Annotated in this window: 10 protein-coding genes and 3 pseudogenes; 11 read left to right on the top strand and 2 right to left on the bottom strand. The window is 35.0% G+C overall.

Features of this window, described 5'->3' with window-relative positions:
• Nucleotides 1-863 precede the first annotated feature (863 nt).
• The 10 genes and pseudogenes from ACEL90_RS04940 to pheT all read left to right on the top strand — a co-directional run bounded on the left by ACEL90_RS04940 (nt 864) and on the right by pheT (nt 13,622).
• Nucleotides 864-1,076, top strand: coding sequence for a hypothetical protein (locus tag ACEL90_RS04940; RefSeq protein ID WP_006279675.1), 213 nt, complete (start codon nt 864-866; stop codon nt 1,074-1,076).
• Nucleotides 1,077-1,081: 5 nt separating this feature from the next.
• Nucleotides 1,082-3,130: an NADH-quinone oxidoreductase subunit NuoG gene (gene nuoG, locus ACEL90_RS04935; RefSeq protein WP_423348820.1), complete on the top strand. Its 2,049-nt coding sequence runs from the start codon at nt 1,082-1,084 to the stop codon at nt 3,128-3,130.
• A complete protein-coding gene (gene nuoH / locus ACEL90_RS04930) occupies nt 3,114-4,139 on the top strand; it encodes an NADH-quinone oxidoreductase subunit NuoH (RefSeq protein WP_423348819.1) in 1,026 nt (341 codons plus the stop codon). The genes nuoG and nuoH overlap by 17 nt, the downstream gene beginning before the upstream one ends.
• Nucleotides 4,132-5,127 (top strand): porphobilinogen synthase, encoded by a 996-nt coding sequence (gene hemB / locus ACEL90_RS04925; RefSeq protein WP_423348818.1) that lies wholly within the window; start codon nt 4,132-4,134, stop codon nt 5,125-5,127. Before nuoH ends, hemB begins: the two co-directional genes overlap by 8 nt.
• A 146-nt stretch (nt 5,128-5,273) precedes the next feature.
• Complete coding sequence (locus tag ACEL90_RS04920) at nt 5,274-6,032, top strand: phosphatidylglycerophosphatase (RefSeq protein ID WP_423348817.1); 759 nt, start codon at nt 5,274-5,276, stop codon at nt 6,030-6,032.
• 44 nt (nt 6,033-6,076) lie between these two features.
• The gene (locus tag ACEL90_RS04915; RefSeq protein ID WP_423348816.1) at nt 6,077-6,916 is read left to right on the top strand and encodes a glycine--tRNA ligase subunit alpha; all 840 of its coding nucleotides are present in this window, start codon (nt 6,077-6,079) and stop codon (nt 6,914-6,916) included.
• A gap of 3 nt (nt 6,917-6,919) precedes the next feature.
• Complete coding sequence (glyS, locus tag ACEL90_RS04910; RefSeq protein WP_423348815.1) at nt 6,920-9,037, top strand: glycine--tRNA ligase subunit beta; 2,118 nt, start codon at nt 6,920-6,922, stop codon at nt 9,035-9,037.
• Nucleotides 9,021-9,593 (top strand): annotated as a pseudogene (locus ACEL90_RS04905) (GIY-YIG nuclease family protein); the annotation flags it as partial. The gene glyS and the pseudogene ACEL90_RS04905, both read left to right, overlap by 17 nt.
• A gap of 91 nt (nt 9,594-9,684) precedes the next feature.
• Nucleotides 9,685-10,978, top strand: a pseudogene (locus tag ACEL90_RS04900) (IS4 family transposase).
• A 304-nt stretch (nt 10,979-11,282) separates the two neighbouring features.
• Complete coding sequence (pheT, locus tag ACEL90_RS04895; protein ID WP_423348814.1) at nt 11,283-13,622, top strand: phenylalanine--tRNA ligase subunit beta; 2,340 nt, start codon at nt 11,283-11,285, stop codon at nt 13,620-13,622.
• Here the strand turns inward: pheT and ACEL90_RS04890 are convergent.
• Both ACEL90_RS04890 and ACEL90_RS04885 read right to left on the bottom strand, forming a co-directional pair.
• Nucleotides 13,613-16,091: pseudogene (locus tag ACEL90_RS04890) on the bottom strand (hypothetical protein). The gene pheT and the pseudogene ACEL90_RS04890 sit on opposite strands and share 10 nt — an antisense overlap.
• Before the next feature lie 68 nt (nt 16,092-16,159).
• On the bottom strand, nt 16,160-19,513 hold the full coding sequence (locus tag ACEL90_RS04885; protein WP_423348813.1) for a class I tRNA ligase family protein: 3,354 nt from the start codon (nt 19,511-19,513) through the stop codon (nt 16,160-16,162).
• A gap of 176 nt (nt 19,514-19,689) precedes the next feature.
• On the opposite strand from ACEL90_RS04885, the gene ACEL90_RS04880 reads away from it, so the two are divergent.
• On the top strand, nt 19,690-21,156 hold the full coding sequence (locus ACEL90_RS04880) for a peptide MFS transporter (protein ID WP_423348812.1): 1,467 nt from the start codon (nt 19,690-19,692) through the stop codon (nt 21,154-21,156).
• The last annotated feature ends 75 nt before the right edge of the window (nt 21,157-21,231 follow it).

Here is a 21,231-nt window from a genome sequence, read left to right as displayed (position 1 = left end):
CCGCCAGCGCCCTTATCATGATAGTGAAGCTATTGTATTTGCTTTCGCCAATCTGCAGATTAAAAGGTAAGGATTACTTAATGTATCGGCGTCTTATGTTCAATTTTTTGCAGTATATAGATGCTGTATGTCTTTACAAAACTTCATCTACATCTAGATTTTTATCTAAATAAGCTGAACGCGCTTATAAAGCGTTACAAGACATCAAAAAATGCCAATACTCGACAGAGATGGTAAAAGACTAGCTAACTCGGGGATTCTTTGTCTTTTTTTCTGCTTAGTAAATTTCTTAAACATTTGCAGCGTAGGTTAGTTGCAATTAAAAGCAGCTAAATCTTGCTTGTCAAGCGTTTAAAACATAAAAAACGCCAATATTTTAAAGCAGATAATAACCCCAGGGCTTCTTTTGCCTTTTTTTTATTCGGTAAATTTCTTAATATTTATAGCTAAACAACAACCGTCATCCCGCTACGTGTTAGCGGGATCTATGCTTTGAGATACCGCGAATAAATCGCGGTATGACGTAGAGCTCGCGTTAGCTACACTTTTATGCTTACCAACTCAGTATCCAATCAAAATCCTGGATTTCAGTGTCAAGCACTGAAATAACACCGAAAGGGCTACTGCTGTCTTGGATGGAAACCAGTGTCAGCTACTTGAATCTGCCACGCAAATTGCCTGCAAATTGCAATGTTCGTACAGCTGTGCGTCATGCGCTGGAATGGCATCAAGGGGTAACTTTTTATTTAAACAATGATTGTAAAATGATTATAATAAGAGATCTATTGAAATTTTAAAGTTATTAAATATTGACGCTATATACTTAAGTGTTAAAATAGAATGAAAAGTTTTTAGGAGTTTATATGGCAGCAGGTGGGAAAGCAAAGACAGCTAGTAAAAATAACCCTACTCAGCGTAAGAAAGCTGAGCAAAAAATGTATAAAGATAAACCGGTAAAACCTGTTAGATATATAGATCGTGATTCGCGCATGAATTATATGTCTGCTCAATATGACAACGGCAATCTGGTTGAAGATGAGGTAAGCGGCAATCCTATAAAGTGGGAAGCTGTATAATAGTTGTGGTTAAAGTTACTATTAATTCTAAGGAATGTGAAGTAGAGCATGGGCTCACTATAATTCAAGCTTGTGAAGTCGTGGGCGTTGAAATTCCACGTTTTTGTTATCATGAGCGTTTAGCAATTGCTGGTAACTGCAGAATGTGTTTGGTTGAAGTGGAGGGTGGACCTCCAAAACCAGTAGCCTCTTGTGCAATGCCAGTTGCAGAAGGGATGGTTATTCACACTGATACCCCTAAGGTTAAAAAAGCACGTGAAGGTGTGCTTGAGTTTTTGCTAATTAACCACCCGCTTGATTGCCCAATTTGCGATCAGGGTGGTGAATGCGATTTGCAAGATATCACGATGGCTTATGGGAAAGGAACCAGCAGACTTGATGAGCATAAGAGGGCTGTGCCAAAAAAACACTTCGGACCACTGATTGAGACCGCGATGAATCGATGCATTCATTGCACTCGGTGTGTTAGATTTTTGTCTGATGTTGCAGGTACAAATGAACTTGGAGGAATCGGAAAGGGAGAAAATGTAGAGATTAGCACTTACATAAAAAGGCATATTAGTTCTGAATTATCCGGAAATATCATAGATCTCTGCCCGGTAGGAGCTTTAACTTCAAAGCCTTACTCCTTTACAGCGCGTCCATGGGAGCTATCACATTGCGAAACTATAGATGTACTAGATGCTGTGGGAAGTAGTATTAGAGTTGATTATCGTGGCCCGGAAGTTATGCGAATATTGCCAAGGCTGAGCGAAGAGGTAAATGAAGAATGGATATCAGATAAAACCCGCTTTGCCTATGATGGACTAAAAGTTCAGCGTCTTGATCGACCTTATGTAAAAAAAGATGGTAAATTAGCCCCAGTTGATTGGAATGAAGCATTAACTGTTGCTGCAAAGAAATTAAAGAATACAAAATCAAATAAAATAGCTGCAATTGCAGGTGATTTAGCAGATTGTGAGTCTATGCTTCTACTTAAAGAAATGATGCAGAAGCTCGGCTCGGGAAGTATAGATTGCAGGCAGGATGGTGCAAAACTTATACCAAATAATCGTGGATCGTATGTGTTCAATACCACTATTGAAGGTATAGAGAATGCGGATTTGTGTCTGCTTATAAATACAAACCCAAGGATAGAAGCACCGGTCATTAACGTAAGATTGAGAAAGAGATATTTACAGGGCAACTTTCCTATTGCAAGTGTTGGTCCTAACATTGAATATTTATATCATGTTGAGAAATTGGGCAATAATTCTGGTATTTTGAGTGAAATAGCAAATGGAAATCATAAGTTCTGTGAGCTGCTGGTAGCTGCTCAAAACCCTATGCTGATTATCGGTCAAGATGCATTAATAAGAGATGATTCTGAATCAGTTTTAGCTCTAGCTGGCAAAATTGCAGAAAAATTTAATATGGTAAGAGATGACTGGAATGGCTTTAATGTGCTGCATAAAGCTGCAGCAAGAGTTGGTGGGCTAGATATTGGGTTTGTTCCTAAAAAAGGCGAAAGGGATATTAATCAAATATTGGAACATGCAGAAAGTGGTGAAATAGAAGTTGTTTATCTTCTTGGTGCAGATGAAATTGACACATCAAAGTTAGAAAACACATTTGTAATTTATCAAGGTCATCACGGTGATAAGGGTGCACATGTGGCAGATGTTATCTTGCCTGGTGCTGCGTATACAGAAAAATATGCAACTTATGTAAACACTGAAGGTCGAGTGCAAAAAACAAATTTAGCTGTATTTCCTCCAGGTGAAGCAAAGGAGGATTGGTTAATTATTAAAAATCTCTCGCAATATTTGGATCTTTCCTTACCATATGATAGTTTATTTGACGTAAGAAAAAAATTAGATACTATCGGTCCACAGTTTAGAAATGCTGATCAAGTGGTAAAAAACACATGGGTACCAATCAGCAATGGTAAAATAAATTTAAGTAATACACCTTTTACTTCAAAGGAGTGTAATTTTTATATGACGGATTCAATAAGTCGCGCTTCAAAAATAATGGCAGATTGTACTAAAGCTTTTTATGAACACGCTAGTTAATATTTTATTTATTTTAGTACCGCTACTACTTTCAGTTGCATATTTGACATACTTTGAGCGTAAGGTCCTTGCTGCAATTCAACTGAGGCACGGCCCGAGTGTAGTTGGACCTTTTGGGCTATTGCAGCCATTTGCAGATGCTATTAAGCTACTGATTAAAGAGCCGATAATACCATTTAGAGCGAGCACCATACTGTTCATTATGGCTCCAATGCTTACCTTTATCTTGGCATTAATTGCCTGGGCAGTTATACCGTTTGGTGCTGAAGTAATTGTAGAAAATGGCCAGCAAGTAGTTATTCCTAAGGTTATAGCAAATATTAATGTTGGAGTGCTTTATGTGCTAGCTATATCGTCGCTGGGAGTATACGGCGTGATTATTGCAGGCTGGTCAAGCAACTCCAATTATGCATTCCTTGGCGCTATACGGTCGGCTGCTCAGATGATTTCATATGAAGTTTCAATAGGCTTAATAGTTGCTGCAGTCGTTATTACCACTGGAACATTAAATCTTGGAGAGATGGTGGTAGCGAAACACAATATGCCATTTTGGGTTGATTTGCTACTAATGCCTATAGGAATAATATTTTTTATTTCTTTGCTTGCAGAAACTAATCGTCACCCGTTTGATTTACCAGAAGCTGAAGCAGAGCTAGTCTCTGGGTATAACGTTGAATATTCATCCATGCCTTTCGCTCTCTTTTTCTTGGGAGAATATGCAAACATGATTTTAGCAAGTGCTATGATGACAATATTCTTTCTAGGAGGGTGGTATCCTCCGTTAGAACTTGGTTTGCTTTATAAAATTCCAGGTTTAATTTGGTTCGTTTTGAAGATAGTTCTACTATTGTTCATATTTATTTGGATTAGAGCAACAATACCTCGTTATCGATATGATCAGCTAATGCGCCTTGGTTGGAAAGTATTTTTACCAATATCAGTGTTTTGGGTGATACTCATTTCAGGGGTGTTGCTCTTTACTGGGAATTTGCCTGGATCCAATGTTTAATTTCCCAAATACAAGATTAAGACGCAGGCGCTCGAGCAAATGGGTTCGCAATTTAACAAGTGAAAATAGTTTATCAGTAAATGATCTGGTTCTTCCTCTGTTTGTTCACGACAGAGAAGAAACAACTAAACCAATTTCTGGCTTACCAGGCGTAAAGTGTTATTCAATAGATGGATTAGTGTCTATAGTTAAGGAAGCTAAAGATTTAGGAATTAATGCTGTTGCAATTTTTCCTGTAGTTGATAGTAAACTAAAATCTGAAAACGCTGAGGAAGCATATAATTCTGACAACTTAATCTGCAGAGCAATTTGTGCTGTAAAATTAAAGGTACCTGAAATTGGTATTATTGCAGACGTTGCATTGGACCCATACACTATTCATGGCCATGACGGCATTTTAAAAGATAATCAGATGGATGTAGAAAACGATGAAACTATATCAGTACTGTGTAAGCAAGCACTTGCTTTAGCGAAGGCAGGATGTGATATAGTTGCTCCTTCTGATATGATGGATGGTAGAGTAGGAAGAATCAGAAAATCATTAGATGATAACAACTTTCAAGACGTATTAATATTATCTTATGCAGTGAAATATTGCTCTAGCTTCTATGCTCCATTCAGGCAAGTCGTTGGTTCATGTGGGCTATCACATTCTATAGACAAAAGTGGTTATCAAATGGATTATAAAAATGCGCACGAAGCAATGTGCGAAATTGAAATGGATATAAATGAAGGTGCAGATTTTATTATGATTAAACCAGGTATGCCATATTTGGATATTATCAAAACAGCAAGTGATAAGTTTAATTTTCCGATTTTTGCTTACCAAGTAAGCGGTGAGTACGCAATGATAAAAGCTGCTGCAAATAATAGCTGGCTAGATTATGACAAGGTGATTTATGAGTCTTTGATTGGTTTCAAACGTGCGGGTGCAAGTGCAATATTCACTTACGCTGCACTTGATATTGCAAAAAATTTAAGTGCATAAGCCCTATAAAATTATTAAATTTTTGGCGCACGTTCTTCTACTGTTGCTGCATATTACCTAAAATCTTCCAATACATGTTTTAAGTTATTGATAAGTCCGTTACAATACAGTATTATAAATAATATAAACCAAGTGTTACTTAGAACATGGGGATTTTTTTTAAATTTTTGGGGAAGATGCTAGGCAAGGTTTTTCCTGCTAAAACAGTAAGCTCTCTTTTAGGAATAGGATATTTACCAAGTTGGCAGAACTATTGGTCTTCTTTTTTAACATTATTTATTGTCGATGTTATATTAATTCTTACATATGGAGGCGAATACTTACTATATAAAATGCCAGACTCAGGAATAGTCGTAGCTGCTGTTTTTACAAAATTGGCAATAGTTATGTTAGTAATGCAATTAATTGGAATATTTATTTTTCATGCTCAAGACCCTTCAGCAAACAGTGGTGAAGAAATAGTAATACAAATAGCGTCAGGGCAAGTACTGACTGTAGCACTTTCAATGCCAGCAATAATGTCAATTTATTATGCTGTAAGTAAACTCTATGGGAATATATGTAAGCAGATGTTTCAATGCCCATTTTGGTTTAATGATTTTATGCACTTTTTCTTTTTTCTTATGATACCTTACGTATTTTTTAATGTCGTAGAAGTGATAAAACCATGGCCAATAAGTTCAATACAGCTCAGCTATAATAATGCAATGTCAATTACATTTGAGGGGATTTTTCACACATTTTATGCGGTGATTTTACTGTATTTAATAGCATTTATATTCTGCGATTTAACTATGCATGATGCAATTGTCCTGAATAAAAGCATAATTCAGTATGTGAGAGAAAGTTCAGCAGTCTTAGGTGATTATTTACATGATACTGTTAAAAAAATAGGTATTGAATAGTACTTATTTATTTATATATTTAGTATAAAAAGTGTGTAATTTGTGTGAACTTACAAAGTATAATAAAAGAGTTACAAGATTTTTGGGCTAGTGAAGGATGTGTTATACTTCACCCATACACATCTGAAGTTGGTGCTGGCACATTACATCCTGCAACAATTATGTCTGCAATTGATACAAAACCGACAAAAATTGCATATCTACAACCAGTAATTAGGCCAGCAGATGGACGCCATAGTGATAATCCTAATCGCCTGTATCAACATCACCAATATCAAGTTATAATAAAGCCATCTGGTAATAATTTACAAGACGTCTATTTAGATAGCTTAAAAGTTCTTGGCATATCTACAGAAAAATATGATATTAAGTTTGTTGAAGATGATTGGGAAAATCCAAGTGTTGGTGCATCAGGACTTGGATGGGAAGTTACATGCAATGGAATGGAAGTAACACAGCTTACTTATATACAGCAAGTTGGAGGGATTGACTGCAAGATGATTCCTGGTGAGGTGGCATATGGGTTGGAACGTTTAGCAATGTGCATACAAGGTGTAGATAATGTTTACGATATAATTTGGAACGATAACGGTGTAACTTACGGAAATATTTTTAAACAAAGAGAATATGAATTTTCTTATCTAGCATTAGATTATTATGATACTAAAGTGGTACAGCAGCAATTCGAAGATACGGAAAAATTGTGCAAGTTCCTTATTGAAAAGGAGCTACCAATGGCAGCTTATGACCAATGTATTAAAACTAGTCACCTACTTAATCTGCTTGATGCAAGAGGTGTGCTTGGTGTGAATGAACGTACAGCTTATATTGGTAGAGTTAGAGAGCTGACAAAAAAATGTTGTGAATTGTACATGAGTAAATAGCGTATGTCGTTGCAGTTATTATTTGAGTGCCTTTCAGAAGAAATACCACCGAGAATGCAGAATTCAGCTACAGTTCAAGTTAAGAGCTGTATTGCCAATGTTTTTAACAAAAATAATGTAAAGTTTACATCAATGGAGGTTTTTGTAACGGCACGTCGCATTACCCTATTTGTTGACAACATAAATGCTTTGGAGCTAAAGGATTCCAATAACGAAGTTAAGGGACCAAACATTAACGCACCAAAAAGTGCTATCGAAGGTTTTTTAAGAAAATATCAGAAAAATGAAGAAGATTTGCTCGTTCGAAAAGTAAATAATGAGGATTTTTACTTCATTAAAAGAGAAAGCTGCTCATTTAACATTCAAGAGTTTCTTAAAAATCAACTAGGAGAAATATTAAAAAATTTCTCTTGGCCAAAAAGTATGAGATGGGGCAAAGGAAAAGAAAGGTGGGTTAGGCCAATTAAAAACATTTTATGCATTTTAAATGATGAAATAATACCTGTATCTTTTGCAGGGATTACAGCATCTAACACAACATATGGCCATCGATTTCTCTCAAGTGGTACGGCGCTTACTGTTAAAACACCTAAAGACTATTTTGAATTGCTAGAAAAAAACAGTGTAATTCTCCAAATGGACAAAAGAAAGCAATTTATACTAGATCAGATTAATAAATTCACAAAAGAGCAGAATTTACAACTTGAGAAAAATGATTATTTACTAAATGAATTGACAGGGCTTATAGAGTGGCCAATCGTACTGTTTGGTGAAGTGAATCAAGAAAAGTCACTTGGATTACCGAAGGAAGTAATACTTAGTATAGTTAATACACAACAAAAATACCTTGCTTTAAGTAATGGAAAGAGAATTTCACACTTTGTCACTGTTGTCAACGTCAACAATGGTGAAGTTGTTAAAGGACACGAAAGAATATTAGAAGCACGTCTTGCTGATGCCCAATTTTTAATATCTCAAGATAAAAAGGAAAATCTAGATTATTATGTCAAAAGATTAGGTTCAATATTATTTCATGCTTCACTTGGCAGCGTGGGGGAAAAGGTGAAGCGTATTACGGCTTTGTCAAAGTATATAGCTATATTTATTCCACATGCTTCGCTGATAAAAGTTGAACGTGCTGCATATTTGGCAAAAGCTGATTTGGCAACATCGATAGTAAGAGAGTTTCCAGAATTACAAGGAGTAATGGGTGGATATTATGCTTCTTATTTTCAAGAAGATAGAGAAATAGTGGAAGCTATAACTGAGCATTATAAGCCAATCGGGCCAGAGCAGGAGTGTCCTAAATCTCCTTCTGCAATTGCTGTGTCAATTGCAGACAAAGTGGATAGCTTAGTTGGTTTAATTGCAGCAGGTGAGAAAATCTCTGGTTCGTATGATCAATTTGGTTTGCGGAGAATGACAATTGGTATAATTAGGACAATACTTGAAAATAATTTGCATGTTCCAATTAGGCTAATGATAGACAAGTCAGTATCTTTATATTCAAGGCTTCTATTTAATAAAAATACAGCGTCAGTTGATAAGCCGAATAGAAAACAAATTTCAGAACTAGTATTTAGATTTTGCTTAGAAAGATTCAAGGTTATTTTAAAAAATAGAGATATAAGGCAAGATGTTGTAGATTCAATACTATATAAAATCGATATTAATGATCTGCTGACAGCAGAAAAGCAAACTGTTATATTGGATCGTTATCTTAGTACTCCAGAAGGTGAACAAATTCTAAGCACTTACAAAAGAGTCAGTAACATGATGAGCAAAGCAAGGAAAAGTGATGGCACTACTTATAGTGCATCTTACGGTAAGAGGTTTTTGATTGAAAGTGAAGAAATTGCGCTATCAAATTGTGCTATAACTGCTTGTAAAAACATAAAACAAGCGATAAAAAATAACCACTTTAATGTAGCACTTGATGAACTTGCTGGTTTTGCTCCGTTTATCAATCAGTTTATGGACAGTATAAAGATTAACTGTGATTCTGATAAGCTGAGAAGAAACAGATTGTCTTTGCTTGAAAATGTAGTTTCCATCTTTCATTTAGTAGCAGATTTTAACCCCATACAGGTTAAACAATGGATAAATGCTCAGGCAATATAAAGAACAAATCAAATCATCTCCACAATCCTGTGGCGTGTATAAGATGGTTGGAGATAAGAATAAAGTTTTATATGTTGGAAAAGCAAAAAACTTAAAGTCAAGGTTATCCGACTACCTTCAATTCGAAAACCTTTCTGAACGAATTAGAGTTATGCTCTTACAGGTTATTAAGGTTGAAATATTCATCACTGGGAATGAAATCGAAGCACTGCTTCTTGAAGCACAGCTAATAAAATCATTGAAACCACTTTATAATATTGTGCTCAAGGATGGAAAATTTTATCCTTATATGACAATTTCCAAGCACGATTATCCAAGAATAGCAAAATATAGAGGCAAATTTAAGAAAAATGAGTTTCATTATTATGGTCCCTTTACATCTGCCGCTGCTGTGAAGCAAACTATATTATCATTGCAAAGAGCTTTTCTCTTGAGAGTATGTTCAGATCAATACTTTTCATCAACAAAAAGACCATGTATTGAGTATCAAATTAAGCGCTGCTCAGCACCATGCATAAACAAAATCACAAAAGACGACTACTGCCAATCAGTAAAACCATACGCGTCAAGTTAAGGAAATAAAGGTATGAAAGAGATAGAATAATAAGGTATAAGTTCTCCCAGATATACTTTTAGTGAGAGAACCAATGAATAAAATAACTTGCTTATCAAAAAAGCTCAAAGAATTTTTTAATGAAAAAGCAGAGAAAATCTCAATTACAACAAGGTTTATAAAAAGAAAGAGAAAGCTAAAAGGTTCATCATTCGTAAAAGCCATGGTCTTGGGTAATATAGGAGTTGATAATTGTAGCGTAGAAACAATGTTTCAATTACTAAACGAGGACTCGATAGATATAACAAAACAAGTTTAGATTTACTGAAGAAGCAGTGGAATTTATGAAAAGGATGTATAATGAATCTGTGATTCTCTTTAAAAATATCTTGCAAGTTGGTTGCAAAATCTTACAGCAATTTAATAGTGTTAAATTATTGGACAGTAGCTATACCTAACAGTATGGAAGAGATGTATAAAGGTTATGGTACTAGCTACAGTGGCTATGAAAGCAATACTAAGTCTGGAATAAAGTTACAATTAGTTTTCGACTACATGAATCAGATAATAGACCAACTTAATTTAACGGAGGGGGTAAGATCAGACCAGGGATATAGGAAACATTTAAGTAATATATTAAGCAATGATTTGCTAATATCTGATCTCGGTTATTTTGTGCCAAGTTCTTTTAAACAAATCAATGAAATAGGAGCTTATTTCATAAGTCGTTGATACCGACATATATGATGTAGAAACAAATCAAAAAATGGAGTTATTAGAATGTTTAGAGGATAAGTTATTTTTAGAAAACGAGGTATTGTTAGGAAAAGAAGCAAAAATTAGAGTAAGAATTATATGTCAGAAACTAACTGAATATGGCCAGAAGAAGGAAAGCTAATAGATTAGCAAGATCGCAGGGATATACATCCTCTAAAAGAAATCAAAAATTGTTGAACTGGTCAATATTTATAACTAATGTTCCAGAAAATAAAATTAGTGCTGAGCAAGTATTAACGATTTACAGAGTAAGGTGGCAAATTGAGTTATTATTTAAATTGTATAAAAGCCATACCAGGCTTGATAAGCTAAAAGGAAAGCCATGCAGAGTATTATGTGAACTATATGCTAAATTGTGCGCAATTCTTATATTTCACGGCATAGTTGGTTGCACAGAAGTGAAAAAGAATACAGAACTTAGCTTAACAAAGGCATTTATTGAGCTAAAAAGGCGGGTTAGAGAGTTATTTTTAGTATTAACCAAAATTAATAGTTTAAAAGCATTTCTTAAAAAACTCACTATAACTTGGTCGCGATTTTCATTAAAAGACAAACGTAGAAGGGCTAGAGTATCCACTTTAACCTCTCTAAATTTGCTCACAATCTCTTAACTTGACGCGTATGGTTTCCTTGACAAAGATACTCGCGATTATTACATAGGACTCAACAATGCAATAATACACTTCTTTTTTGATGGTAACATTGATGAGGATGCCTGGGATTATGAAAGTCTTAAATTCTTTCTGGAGATAGATTTAAAAGGTGATATAGAAAAAATTCTTTCTCTTCGCAAGAAGATATAAAGTTACAAAAGCTTCTACATCATAAACAATGATGTAGAAGTATTCCACTACAACAAGCTTTAAAGGCACTACATTTTATATTACAATAACTTTTTCACTTCTTTTTAGGTCCATGAAATTCACATTATCTTGGTTATTAGAACACTTAGAAACCAATGCTAGTTTAGAAGAAATTACCGATAAATTAACTCACATAGGGTTAGAAGTAGAAAATGTGATCGATAATTCCAGATTGACTGGGTTTATTGTTGCAGAGGTATTAGAAGTCGTACCTCATCCAAATGCTGATAAATTAAAATTATGTAAAGTAAATGATGGAAGTAAAATTCTACAAATAGTCTGTGGAGCAAACAATGTTAGAGAAGGTATGAAAACTGTACTTGCATCTCTTGGTAGCACGTTGCCAGAAAGTGATCTCACAATTAAGTCCACAAAAATACGAGGAATGCTAAGTGAAGGGATGCTCTGCTCTGCTTCTGAACTTGTGCTGGTTCAAGAGGAAAGTGAAGGAATAATCGAGCTTTCCGATGATTATAAAGTAGGGGATAAATTTTTCAATTGTGACCCTGTAATTGATATAAATGTTACTCCAAACCGTGGAGATTGCTTAGGCATTTATGGAATAGCTCGCGACCTTGCTGCAACTGGAATTGGGACATTAAAGACTTTAAGCATTCCACAACTTACCAGCTCCATAAATTCACCAATCGATGTTGAAGTTACTGACGGGGAAAGTTTTATTAGTGGAATATACATCGCCAATGTAAAAAATCAAGAAAGCCCAAAATGGTTAAAAGATAGGATGGAATCGATAGGAATGCGCTCCATTTCTGCAATAGTTGATATCACGAACTATATTATGATATCTTTCAGCCGCCCAATGCACGCGTATGATGCAAAAAAAATAGAGGGAGAGCTCACAGTACGCAAAGCAAACGACGGAGAAAAATTTGCTGGTTTGAACGGTAAAGAATACTTATTAAACAAAGACATAAGCGTCATTGCAGGTGATAAAAATATTCATGGAATTGCTGGAATTATAGGTGGTAAGTGCAGTGAATGTACTCTTGAAACTACTGATATCTTTTTAGAGTCTGCTTGGTTCGATCCCATCTCTATTACTAAATCTTCAAGGCAGCTCGGCATCTCCACAGACGCTAGTTACAGATTTGCACGTTCAGTTGATCCTGAATTTACTTTTGATGGACTCAACCTTGCAGCTAAAATGATTCTGGACTTATGTGGTGGAGAAACCTCAAGCGTAGTGTCTGCTGGCAGTTTAGATAGTGCTGACACCAAGGTGAGCTTTGATTATCAGGATGTGAACAAGTTTGGAAGTGTGTCTGTATCGCCTGATGAGGTGCTTGATATCTTAACGAAACTAGGGTTTAGTATTGATAAAAAAACCGAAGGCAATTGGAATGTACAAGTACCAAGCTGGAGACCGGACGTGACAATACCGGCTGACCTAATCGAAGAAGTAACAAGGATATACGGCTATGACAAAATAAAAGAAGAACCACTACCAAATAATGTTGAAGAAGTAGATAGTACATACGACAATTTGCGTATTTTGATGACAAACAGAGGGTTTCATGAAGTGCTAACCTGGTCGTTTATGAGTGAATCAACAGCTGAAAAATTTGGTTACTCGAATAAGTTATTTATCATCGATAATCCGTTTAACAATAGCTTTAATATAATGAGACCAAGTATTATGCCAAATTTATTGCAAGTTACTGCTGATAATATTGCCCATGGAATATCTGATCTTGCAATCTTCGAAATCGGGCCGATTTACGATGGTGAAGCTCAGTCTAAGTATGTTTTAAGTGGAATTAGGTCAGGAAATAATTTACCGCGAAACCATTATAATACTGATAGGAAAGTAGATGTTTTTGACGCAAAGGCTGATTGCATAGCAGCTTTGGAGTTTTTTAACGTTAATTGTGATAATTTAACGATAGAGAAAGCAGAAAAAGAACATTACCACCCAGGAAAGTCAGGCACTCTCTCTTTTAAGAATAAAGTAGCAGGTTATTTTGGAGAGTTGCATCCTAATATATTAGATCTTTTTGATATCAAGCAAAAAGTTGTAGGTTTTGAGGTAATACTAGAAAATATTGAAAATTTACCTGTAAGTAGAAAGAAATTTATCGATTATAAATACCAAAGTGTAAAACGTGATTTTGCATTTATAGTAAATAAGGATGTGGAAGTAGGTAACATAATCAATGTGATAAAAAAAAGCTCAGAGCTCATCACAGAAGTTTTGATATTCGATGTATACCATGGAAATAATATAGAACCGAATAAGATGTCTATAGCGTTGTCAGTTACTTTTTGCTCTCCAATCCACACTTTAACTGAAAAAGAGATCCAAAAAGAATCAAGTGCTATAGTTAATTTAGTATGTGAAAATACCGGAGGAACTTTGAGAACTTATCGTTGAGTCACAATCATAGTTTCCTGCCGTTGCTGTGTCACACTTGCTTCATCCAATTTATTTCCAATATTGAATTCAATATCCTTGAAAAATCTATCCAACATTCCATGCAAATGCTCTTCTATTTTAGGCCACACATCATTTTTAAATGTTACCCCATCATCAGAAAATAAATTACCTAAAAAGGCTCCAATACCTTCATAATTTGACTGAAAACATTGAAGAAATGTCTCTCCTTCTTTATAAGTATTATGTGCCACATCTAACGCTTTTCTCTCTGTAGTCTCTTTATAAGCATTTGATGCTCCAATCTTTATTGCACCAAACATAACTTTACTCCAGTTCTTAACTTTCTGTATACAACCTTCACTATTTCCTGGTATATTATTTATTATATTTTTTGTCAAATTGTCTATCAAAGGAGACAATAAATTTTGACTAAAATATTTGATATTATCTTTTGTTTTAATTACAGGATATTTGATGCGTTTTTCTGCTAAACAGTACTCCAGTTCTGCTCTTTCTAATAACTTCTTGATTTCTTTTTCATCAAAAGTTTCAAGCTTGAATACCTTCAGTAAATCATCTTCTATTACTGCAAATTTTATTTTTTCACGAGACGTTAGTTCTTCTTTATAATCATTTTTTGTTTCTTCATTTATCAATAATTCTTTTTTGCCTAATTCTAACTGTTTTAATGCTTTCAGAATTTCTTCATTCCTTTTTAAGAGCACTTCTATTGATCTTGTACCCGGATGCCCTTTTTCCCTGTTATTTTGTTCAGCTTGTAAACGCTTATTTTGATTTTTGAGTGTTTGTTCTAATGTAGATTTTTCTAAATGTCCTTCATCTTGCACGCGAAAAGCTTCAATTATTTCTGCTAGACCTGATTCACCATATTTTCTTAATTTCTTGCATAAACGTAAAACACCCTTTTTTTGTTCTCGAAGTAACCTTTGCACTTTATATTTTTTTATTTCTAAATACATCTTTTCTATAAAGTCATTTATTTTAGCTGAAGCTTCCTTATCCGATGGAACCTTTACTTTTTTTTCTAAATCTTCAAGCTGCTTCCTTAGGCTTTGCTTCTCCTTATCCGGTATATCTGATTGACTTAACTTACCTTGAACTTTTTTCATTACTGATTTTATCAGCCTGCGCTCAATCTCTTGATCATCATATTCGAATTTAAAAAGGTCTTCTAACCCCCTTTTTAAGGTGTCATTTGTTAAGCTACTGTTTTCATGTATTTCTTTTAATTTCCTATATATATTGTTACACCTTGTTTGACCTATTCCTCTTAAACTCTCTAATTCCTGTCTCACTAAAGAATTTTTTATCTCATCTTCCAGCGAAAAATCTTCTCCCCGTCTATCTCGCTGAAACTTAATTGCTTGTATAAAGGCAACTTGATAAGCACTTTGTATTAAGTGACTTGTCAAATTAGGACCTATACTATCTACCACTTTCGACTTGAATTCGTTCAATAATTCCTTCAATTTATCATATGTAATCTCTTTCTTTTCTAGCTTTATCAGTTCTTCCATAGTCTTCGCAAATTCCTGAATAGAAGTTGCAAGCACATCCTTGATTTCATTGCGTAAGGGCTTAAGACCATTTTTTAAATTGATGTTAGTTGATAATTTCAGTACGATGCTATGCTCTGAATTCCGCGTCACATCAAACCACTTGTTATTTTCATTTTCATACAAATCTCTAAGCAATCGTTTAAATTGCGGTGGAAATTCTGTTTCCATATCCACGCAATATTTGGTCCAGTAACTTCCTTTTCATGAAAAGATACCTCAATATTTTGATGCTTATTAGAATACCGCCCCATACTTATTTTAAGAGCAGTAACTAAAGAGTGAGATAAATCTCTATTTAAAAGATAAAAAGTAGCCAAAGCAATTGTTGCAGGAACAACTAAGGCTACAAGTACAGCCATATTAACAAAAATTGCTATTGCAGCAAGAACACCATATGCCAATCTTTTTGGCATGCCAGTTTCACTCTTTTTTGTCTTATCTTCCCCTACACTGTTGCTGTTTGCTTGAAATCTACTGCATACGACTAATCCCAGTGCAGTAAAAGCAATATAAGGAAGCATTAAAACTGACAGAGCTAAATTTAATATTTTCTTTTCTGGGCAAGTTCTATTTATTTCCTTAAATATTTCGCTTGATATATTATACCAGGAAGTAAAAAATCAGAGTTATAATCTTTATAATGAAATATACTGAGTGGAACGTTAAAATTAGCTAACGGCTCTTGTTCTTCCACAGCATCAAAAAATTCTTCTTCCTCTTCTGAAGTAGCAAGACCTAAATTATTCCCTTCTTCTACATTAGAAACAGCTTCCATAGCATCAAAAAACTCTTCTTCCTCCTCCAAAGTAACAACAGATTCTGCTTTACCTAAACCACCACTATTGTTAACAACTTCTTCATAATCATCTGCAACAGCTTTATTCATATTATAACCTTATCCAATTACCTTAAGTATAGCATAAATACTGACAATCTTGCAACTTTATTAAAAATTTAACGCTCAATACTAACACTTAAATCCTGATATTCCTTAGAATAGAAGTTAGTTCCAATTTCTGTATTAATGTCCAAAGATAAGGCAAGGGTCTGCTCTTTTATATATTCAAACCACGTATTTATTGCTTCCTTAATTTTCTCTTCTTCTGTTTTGATTATTACTCTGATTCTATCTGATATATGAAAATCAGCTTGTTTTCTGGTTTCTTGAATGAGCCTCACGACATCTCTCGCTAACCCTTCTAGAATTAATTCATCATTTAGTTCAGTATTTAGAATGACAACTCCTTTGTTGTTATCAAACACAGCAGAATATCCACTATTTGCTTTTAACAATAGTTCATATTCGCCTTTTTCTATGATGTAATTTTCTGACTCATTACCTAAAAAAACTTGCTCATTTTCAACTTGCTTCCATTTTCCCTCTTTGACATATTGAACTAGTTTCTTAATTTTATCTGGTATTCTCTTTCCAAGCAGGGGAAAACTTAGCTTTAACTCTAGTGATGCAATATCTTCAAGTCTGTTTACTAACTCCAGTTTTTTTACATTTACCTCATCTTTTATCATCTCTTGATATTCATTCATGCTTGGTGTCATTCCAGCACTTTTTTCTTTCTGGATCCCAGTGTCAGCTACTCGGATGACAGGAGAGAACTCTGGGATGACAGAAAGCGGTTCACCTTCAAGAAAACTACAGGAAGACTGATGATAAATGATCATACTGCCAAGCGGCTGTCTGATACGTATATTAAAAGTGTTTCTGATCGAAAGTGCAGAGTTGCACACCTCTCTCACTAGATCCATCTTGGCAATGAGCTGACTATCAAACTTCTCTAATTGTGGAAAATTGGCCAAATGAACAGATGTTTCTTCATACTTAAGCCCTTGCCATATATTCTCTGTTATAAGTGGCAACAAAGGAGCTGCAGCTCTTAGTATGTAATAAAAAACCGTATATAGAACATTATAAGCATCAGTTTTATCCTGATCCAAATCACTTTTCCAAAAACGCTCGCGACTGCGACGAATATACCAATTATTTAGCACTTCAAAAAAGTTCATTAAAATTTTGCAAGCCTCTTGGGAGTTATAGCTGTTCATAGAAGCTTGGATACTTTCCACAGCTTCAAAACATTTGGAAATCATGTAGCGATCAATAGTACTTTGATAATCCTTACAAACTTCAGCTTTAATTCCATCTGCATTTGCATACATAGTAAAAAAGTGATAACTGTTCCAAATAGGTTTTATTACGTTTTTCAGAACATCTCGTATTGAGTTTCCTTCTTTATCAAGTAGCAAATTACCACCACAAACAATAGATCCAGAAAGCATGAGAAAACGCAGTGCATCAGAACCGTATCTATCAAAAACCTCCATTGGATCTGCATAGTTATTCAAACGTTTGGACAATTTTTGCCCTTTTACATCCAAAACAACACCGTGGCATATGCAGTTCTTAAATGGTTCCCTATCAAACAAAGCAGTGGACAATACAAAGAGCGTATAAAACCACCCCCTGGTTTGTGCTATGTATTCAGTGATAAAATCCGCAGATTCAAACCACTCCTTATTTTCAAACGGATAGTGGATTTGCGCAAATGGCATCGAGCCAGATTCAAACCAGCAGTCAAACACGTCAGGTACACGGCGCATAACTGATTTTCCTGTTGGATCATCAGGATTTGGTCTTGTTAAAGTATCGATAAATGGTCTGTGCAAGTCGTCTATTTTAACATTAAAATCTCTCTCCAGTTCTTCTATTGAACCATATACATCTACTCTTGGATATCTCGCATCGTCTGATTTCCATACAGGGATTGGCGTACCCCAGAATCGATTGCGTGAAATTGACCAGTCGTGTGCCCCTTCAAGCCATTTTCCAAATTGACCATCTCTAATGTGGTTTGGTATCCAATTAACTCTCTTATTTAGCTCTACCATTCTGCTTTTGAATTTTGTAACAGCAACATACCAAGAAGGCATAGTGCGATAGATCAAAGGAGTGTCAGTTCTCCAGCAGTGTGGATAATTGTGAATATATTGTTCAGTTTTAAACCAATTCCCTTGCTCTTTTAATTTTTTTATTACTGTATCATTGGTATCAAAAACATGAACCCCTGCCAAATCTGAAATTTCAGCAGTAAATTTTCCACTGTTATCAATTGGACAAATAACTGGAATATCATGGCTTTGGCAAAGGTAAAAATCTCCCTCACCAAATCCAGGAGCAGTATGCACAACGCCAGTACCGTCTTCTTCCGTCACATAATCAGCAATAAAAACGCGAAATGCATTTTTTGTGTCTTTAAAATAGTCAAACAGTGGTTTGTAAGAAAGACCTGCAAGATCATTCGCTTTAAGTTTTATATTGCAGTTTTCATATGGAATATTGTTTTGTTCAGAGTGGCTGATAAATTTCTCTAAGTAGCTTTCAGCAAAAATGTATATTTCACCATTCATTGAACTTCCTTCACTACTCCCTGTCATCCCAGTGCCCAGACACTGGGATCCAGAAATAGATTCCAGCGTCACGCGCTGGAATGACATCAAAGGGTGGACTGACACTGCACAATACTTAATATCTTTTCCTATTGCTAAAGCCAAGTTGCTCGGCAACGTCCAAGGAGTTGTAGTCCAAGCAAGTAATTTACACTTTCGTTTAACACTTTTAAATTGCTGTGGGTTTTCTAAAAGCTCAAATGCAACAGTTACAGCTTTGCTAACTTTTTCTCTATACGCGTTATCAAGCCTTGTTTCGAAATTAGATAATGGAGTTTCGCATGCCCAGCTATATGGTACAACGCGCACTGATTCATACACCAGACCCTTATCATAAAGCTGCTTGAATGCCCACATGACCGACTCCATGAATGATTTATCCATAGTCTTATAGTCATTGTGAAAGTCTACCCACCTTGCTTGCCTATTTACATACTTCTCCCACTCTGATGAAAATTTCATCACAGAAGTACGGCAATGATCGTTAAATTTATCTATACCAAACTTCTCTATCTCAGTTCTACCAGATATTCCAAGTTCTTTTTCTGCACCCATCTCAGCCGGCAATCCATGGCAATCCCAGCCAAATCTACGTTCAACCCTTTTTTGAAGCATAGTTTGATATCTTGCAAATGCGTCTTTGATGAAACCAGTGAGTAAATGTCCATAATGCGGAAGTCCATTTGCAAACGGAGGCCCATCGTAAAAGACAAAACAATTATCCTTGGAACGTTCTTCAACTGACCGCTCAAAAACTTTGTTTTCCTGCCAAAATTTTATGATTTCCTTTTCTAACGATGAAAAATCAGGACTACTTACTGTATCAGGATAATGCTTTGACTTCATGTTCGCTATGTAAAACTAAAGAATATAGGGCTTTCTGAAAAATTACAAATTCAAAAATATTTCCGTAGCTCACACCCCAACAAACTATTCTGCCGAGCTTCCAATACCTTTTTTTAAGTTTTACTTGCAGTTTTTATTGTTTTACTTAACATTAACCCAAGCTTTAGGGGTATTTTATGGATCAGAAGACAGATAAGTTTCCACAATTTTTAAAAATGTTGTGCTTTGTTGAAATGTGGGAACGTTTCTCTTACTACGGAATGAGGGCACTTTTGGTCCTATTTTTGACTTCTCACTTAGGTTTCACTGATGAGAGGGCCTTTACTATTTACTCATTATTTGCTGCAACAGGTTATGCTATACCAATACTTGGAGGTTTTTTAGCTGATAAGTTGATGGGATTCCGCAACATGGTGTTGCTTGGAGGGATAGTGATGATAGCAGGTCATGCTTGCATGTCATTGGTTAAGTTTGAACCAGGTTTATTATATTTAGGTTTATCTCTAATAGCCATAGGTACTGGTATGTTTAAAGGGAACGTAACTAACTTACTTAGTTCATGCTATGGCAAAGACGATCCTGAACGTAGCAGAGGCTTTACTTTATTTTACGTAGGTGTGAATATTGGAGCAATATTGGCTTCTATTTCATGTGGTTATGTAGCCCACTTGTTTGGCTGGCACTACGGCTTTGGTTTAGCTGGTATTGGGATGTCTATAGGGCTAATCTTTCTTCTCAAATTTCAGAATCTTTTAGGAGATAGAGGCCTTTCTCCTTATCCAGAGCTTATGAATAAGCGCATATTAGGGATTAAAATTTTTGGTATAGTATTGATAGGAAGCTTTCTGTCATCATCAATAATTGCTAAAATGCTTATACATAGTGAATTTTTTACTAATATGCTCATATTTATTGGAATAACAGCTCTGGGCATATTTATTTATATAATATCTAAATTATCAGCAGAACAAAAACGAAAATTAGTGGCATTATCTATTCTTGTGGTATTTTTCTTGTGTTTTTTTGCTTTAGAAATGCAGCTTGGCTCTTTGGTTAACTTATTCACCGAAAGAAACGTTATTAACAATGTATTAGGTATAACAATCCCAGCTTCAGTTTCTCAAGCCATAAATCCTTTGTCAATTATAATATTTGGCTTTCTTTTTGGAACATACATGAAGTTTAAGCAAAAATATGCAACTTCCATGTTTACCCTTGGCCTTCTGACAATGGCTATGTGTTTTTTCACACTGTACATAGGATGTTTAAACTCTAACATTGAAGGTAAAGTAGAATACTTATATTTAATAATTGCTATCTCCTTTATGGGACTGGGAGAATTATGTATTGCTCCATTAGTCCAAGAACAAGCAACTACACTAGCCCCCAAAAACCTTAGAGGAGTAGTGATGGGTATAGTAATGCTGTCATTAGCGTTTTCTAACCTAGCCGGAGTTGCAATATCAAAATTTATGTCAGTTCCTTCAGTGAATGGTAAAATAAATTATTTAGAATCTTTAGAAATGTATAAAGAGGGTTTTTTAAAGGTGGGAATATTTAATTTAATGCTCGTTATTGTATTTTTATTCTTCTTCAATTTTATACATAAAGTTGTTACTAACTCATCTTGTACAAAAAATTGATATAGGTAAGCTCAAATTTGTAGGTTTAAGGTACCCGTTCAGCAGAGGTAGCAATTAAACTTTGTAACTTTTGAA

Origin of the sequence: Wolbachia sp. wLmal, from assembly GCF_049435495.1 — a bacterium.
GTDB lineage: Bacteria > Pseudomonadota > Alphaproteobacteria > Rickettsiales > Anaplasmataceae > Wolbachia > Wolbachia pipientis.
The sequence above is the reverse complement of the archived record's forward strand: the minus strand, read 5'-3'. Positions and strand labels throughout refer to the sequence as shown.

What these genes read in the sequence shown, in the direction of transcription:
- ACEL90_RS04885 (WP_423348813.1), bottom strand. Translation starts at nt 19,513, where the DNA reads ATGAAGTCAAAGCATTATCCTGATACAGTAAGTAGTCCTGATTTTTCA.
- glyS (WP_423348815.1), top strand. Translation starts at nt 6,920, where the DNA reads ATGTCGTTGCAGTTATTATTTGAGTGCCTTTCAGAAGAAATACCACCG.
- pheT (WP_423348814.1), top strand. Translation starts at nt 11,283, where the DNA reads ATGAAATTCACATTATCTTGGTTATTAGAACACTTAGAAACCAATGCT.
- hemB (WP_423348818.1), top strand. Translation starts at nt 4,132, where the DNA reads ATGTTTAATTTCCCAAATACAAGATTAAGACGCAGGCGCTCGAGCAAA.
- ACEL90_RS04880 (WP_423348812.1), top strand. Translation starts at nt 19,690, where the DNA reads ATGGATCAGAAGACAGATAAGTTTCCACAATTTTTAAAAATGTTGTGC.
- nuoH (WP_423348819.1), top strand. Translation starts at nt 3,114, where the DNA reads ATGAACACGCTAGTTAATATTTTATTTATTTTAGTACCGCTACTACTT.
- ACEL90_RS04940 (WP_006279675.1), top strand. Translation starts at nt 864, where the DNA reads ATGGCAGCAGGTGGGAAAGCAAAGACAGCTAGTAAAAATAACCCTACT.
- ACEL90_RS04920 (WP_423348817.1), top strand. Translation starts at nt 5,274, where the DNA reads ATGGGGATTTTTTTTAAATTTTTGGGGAAGATGCTAGGCAAGGTTTTT.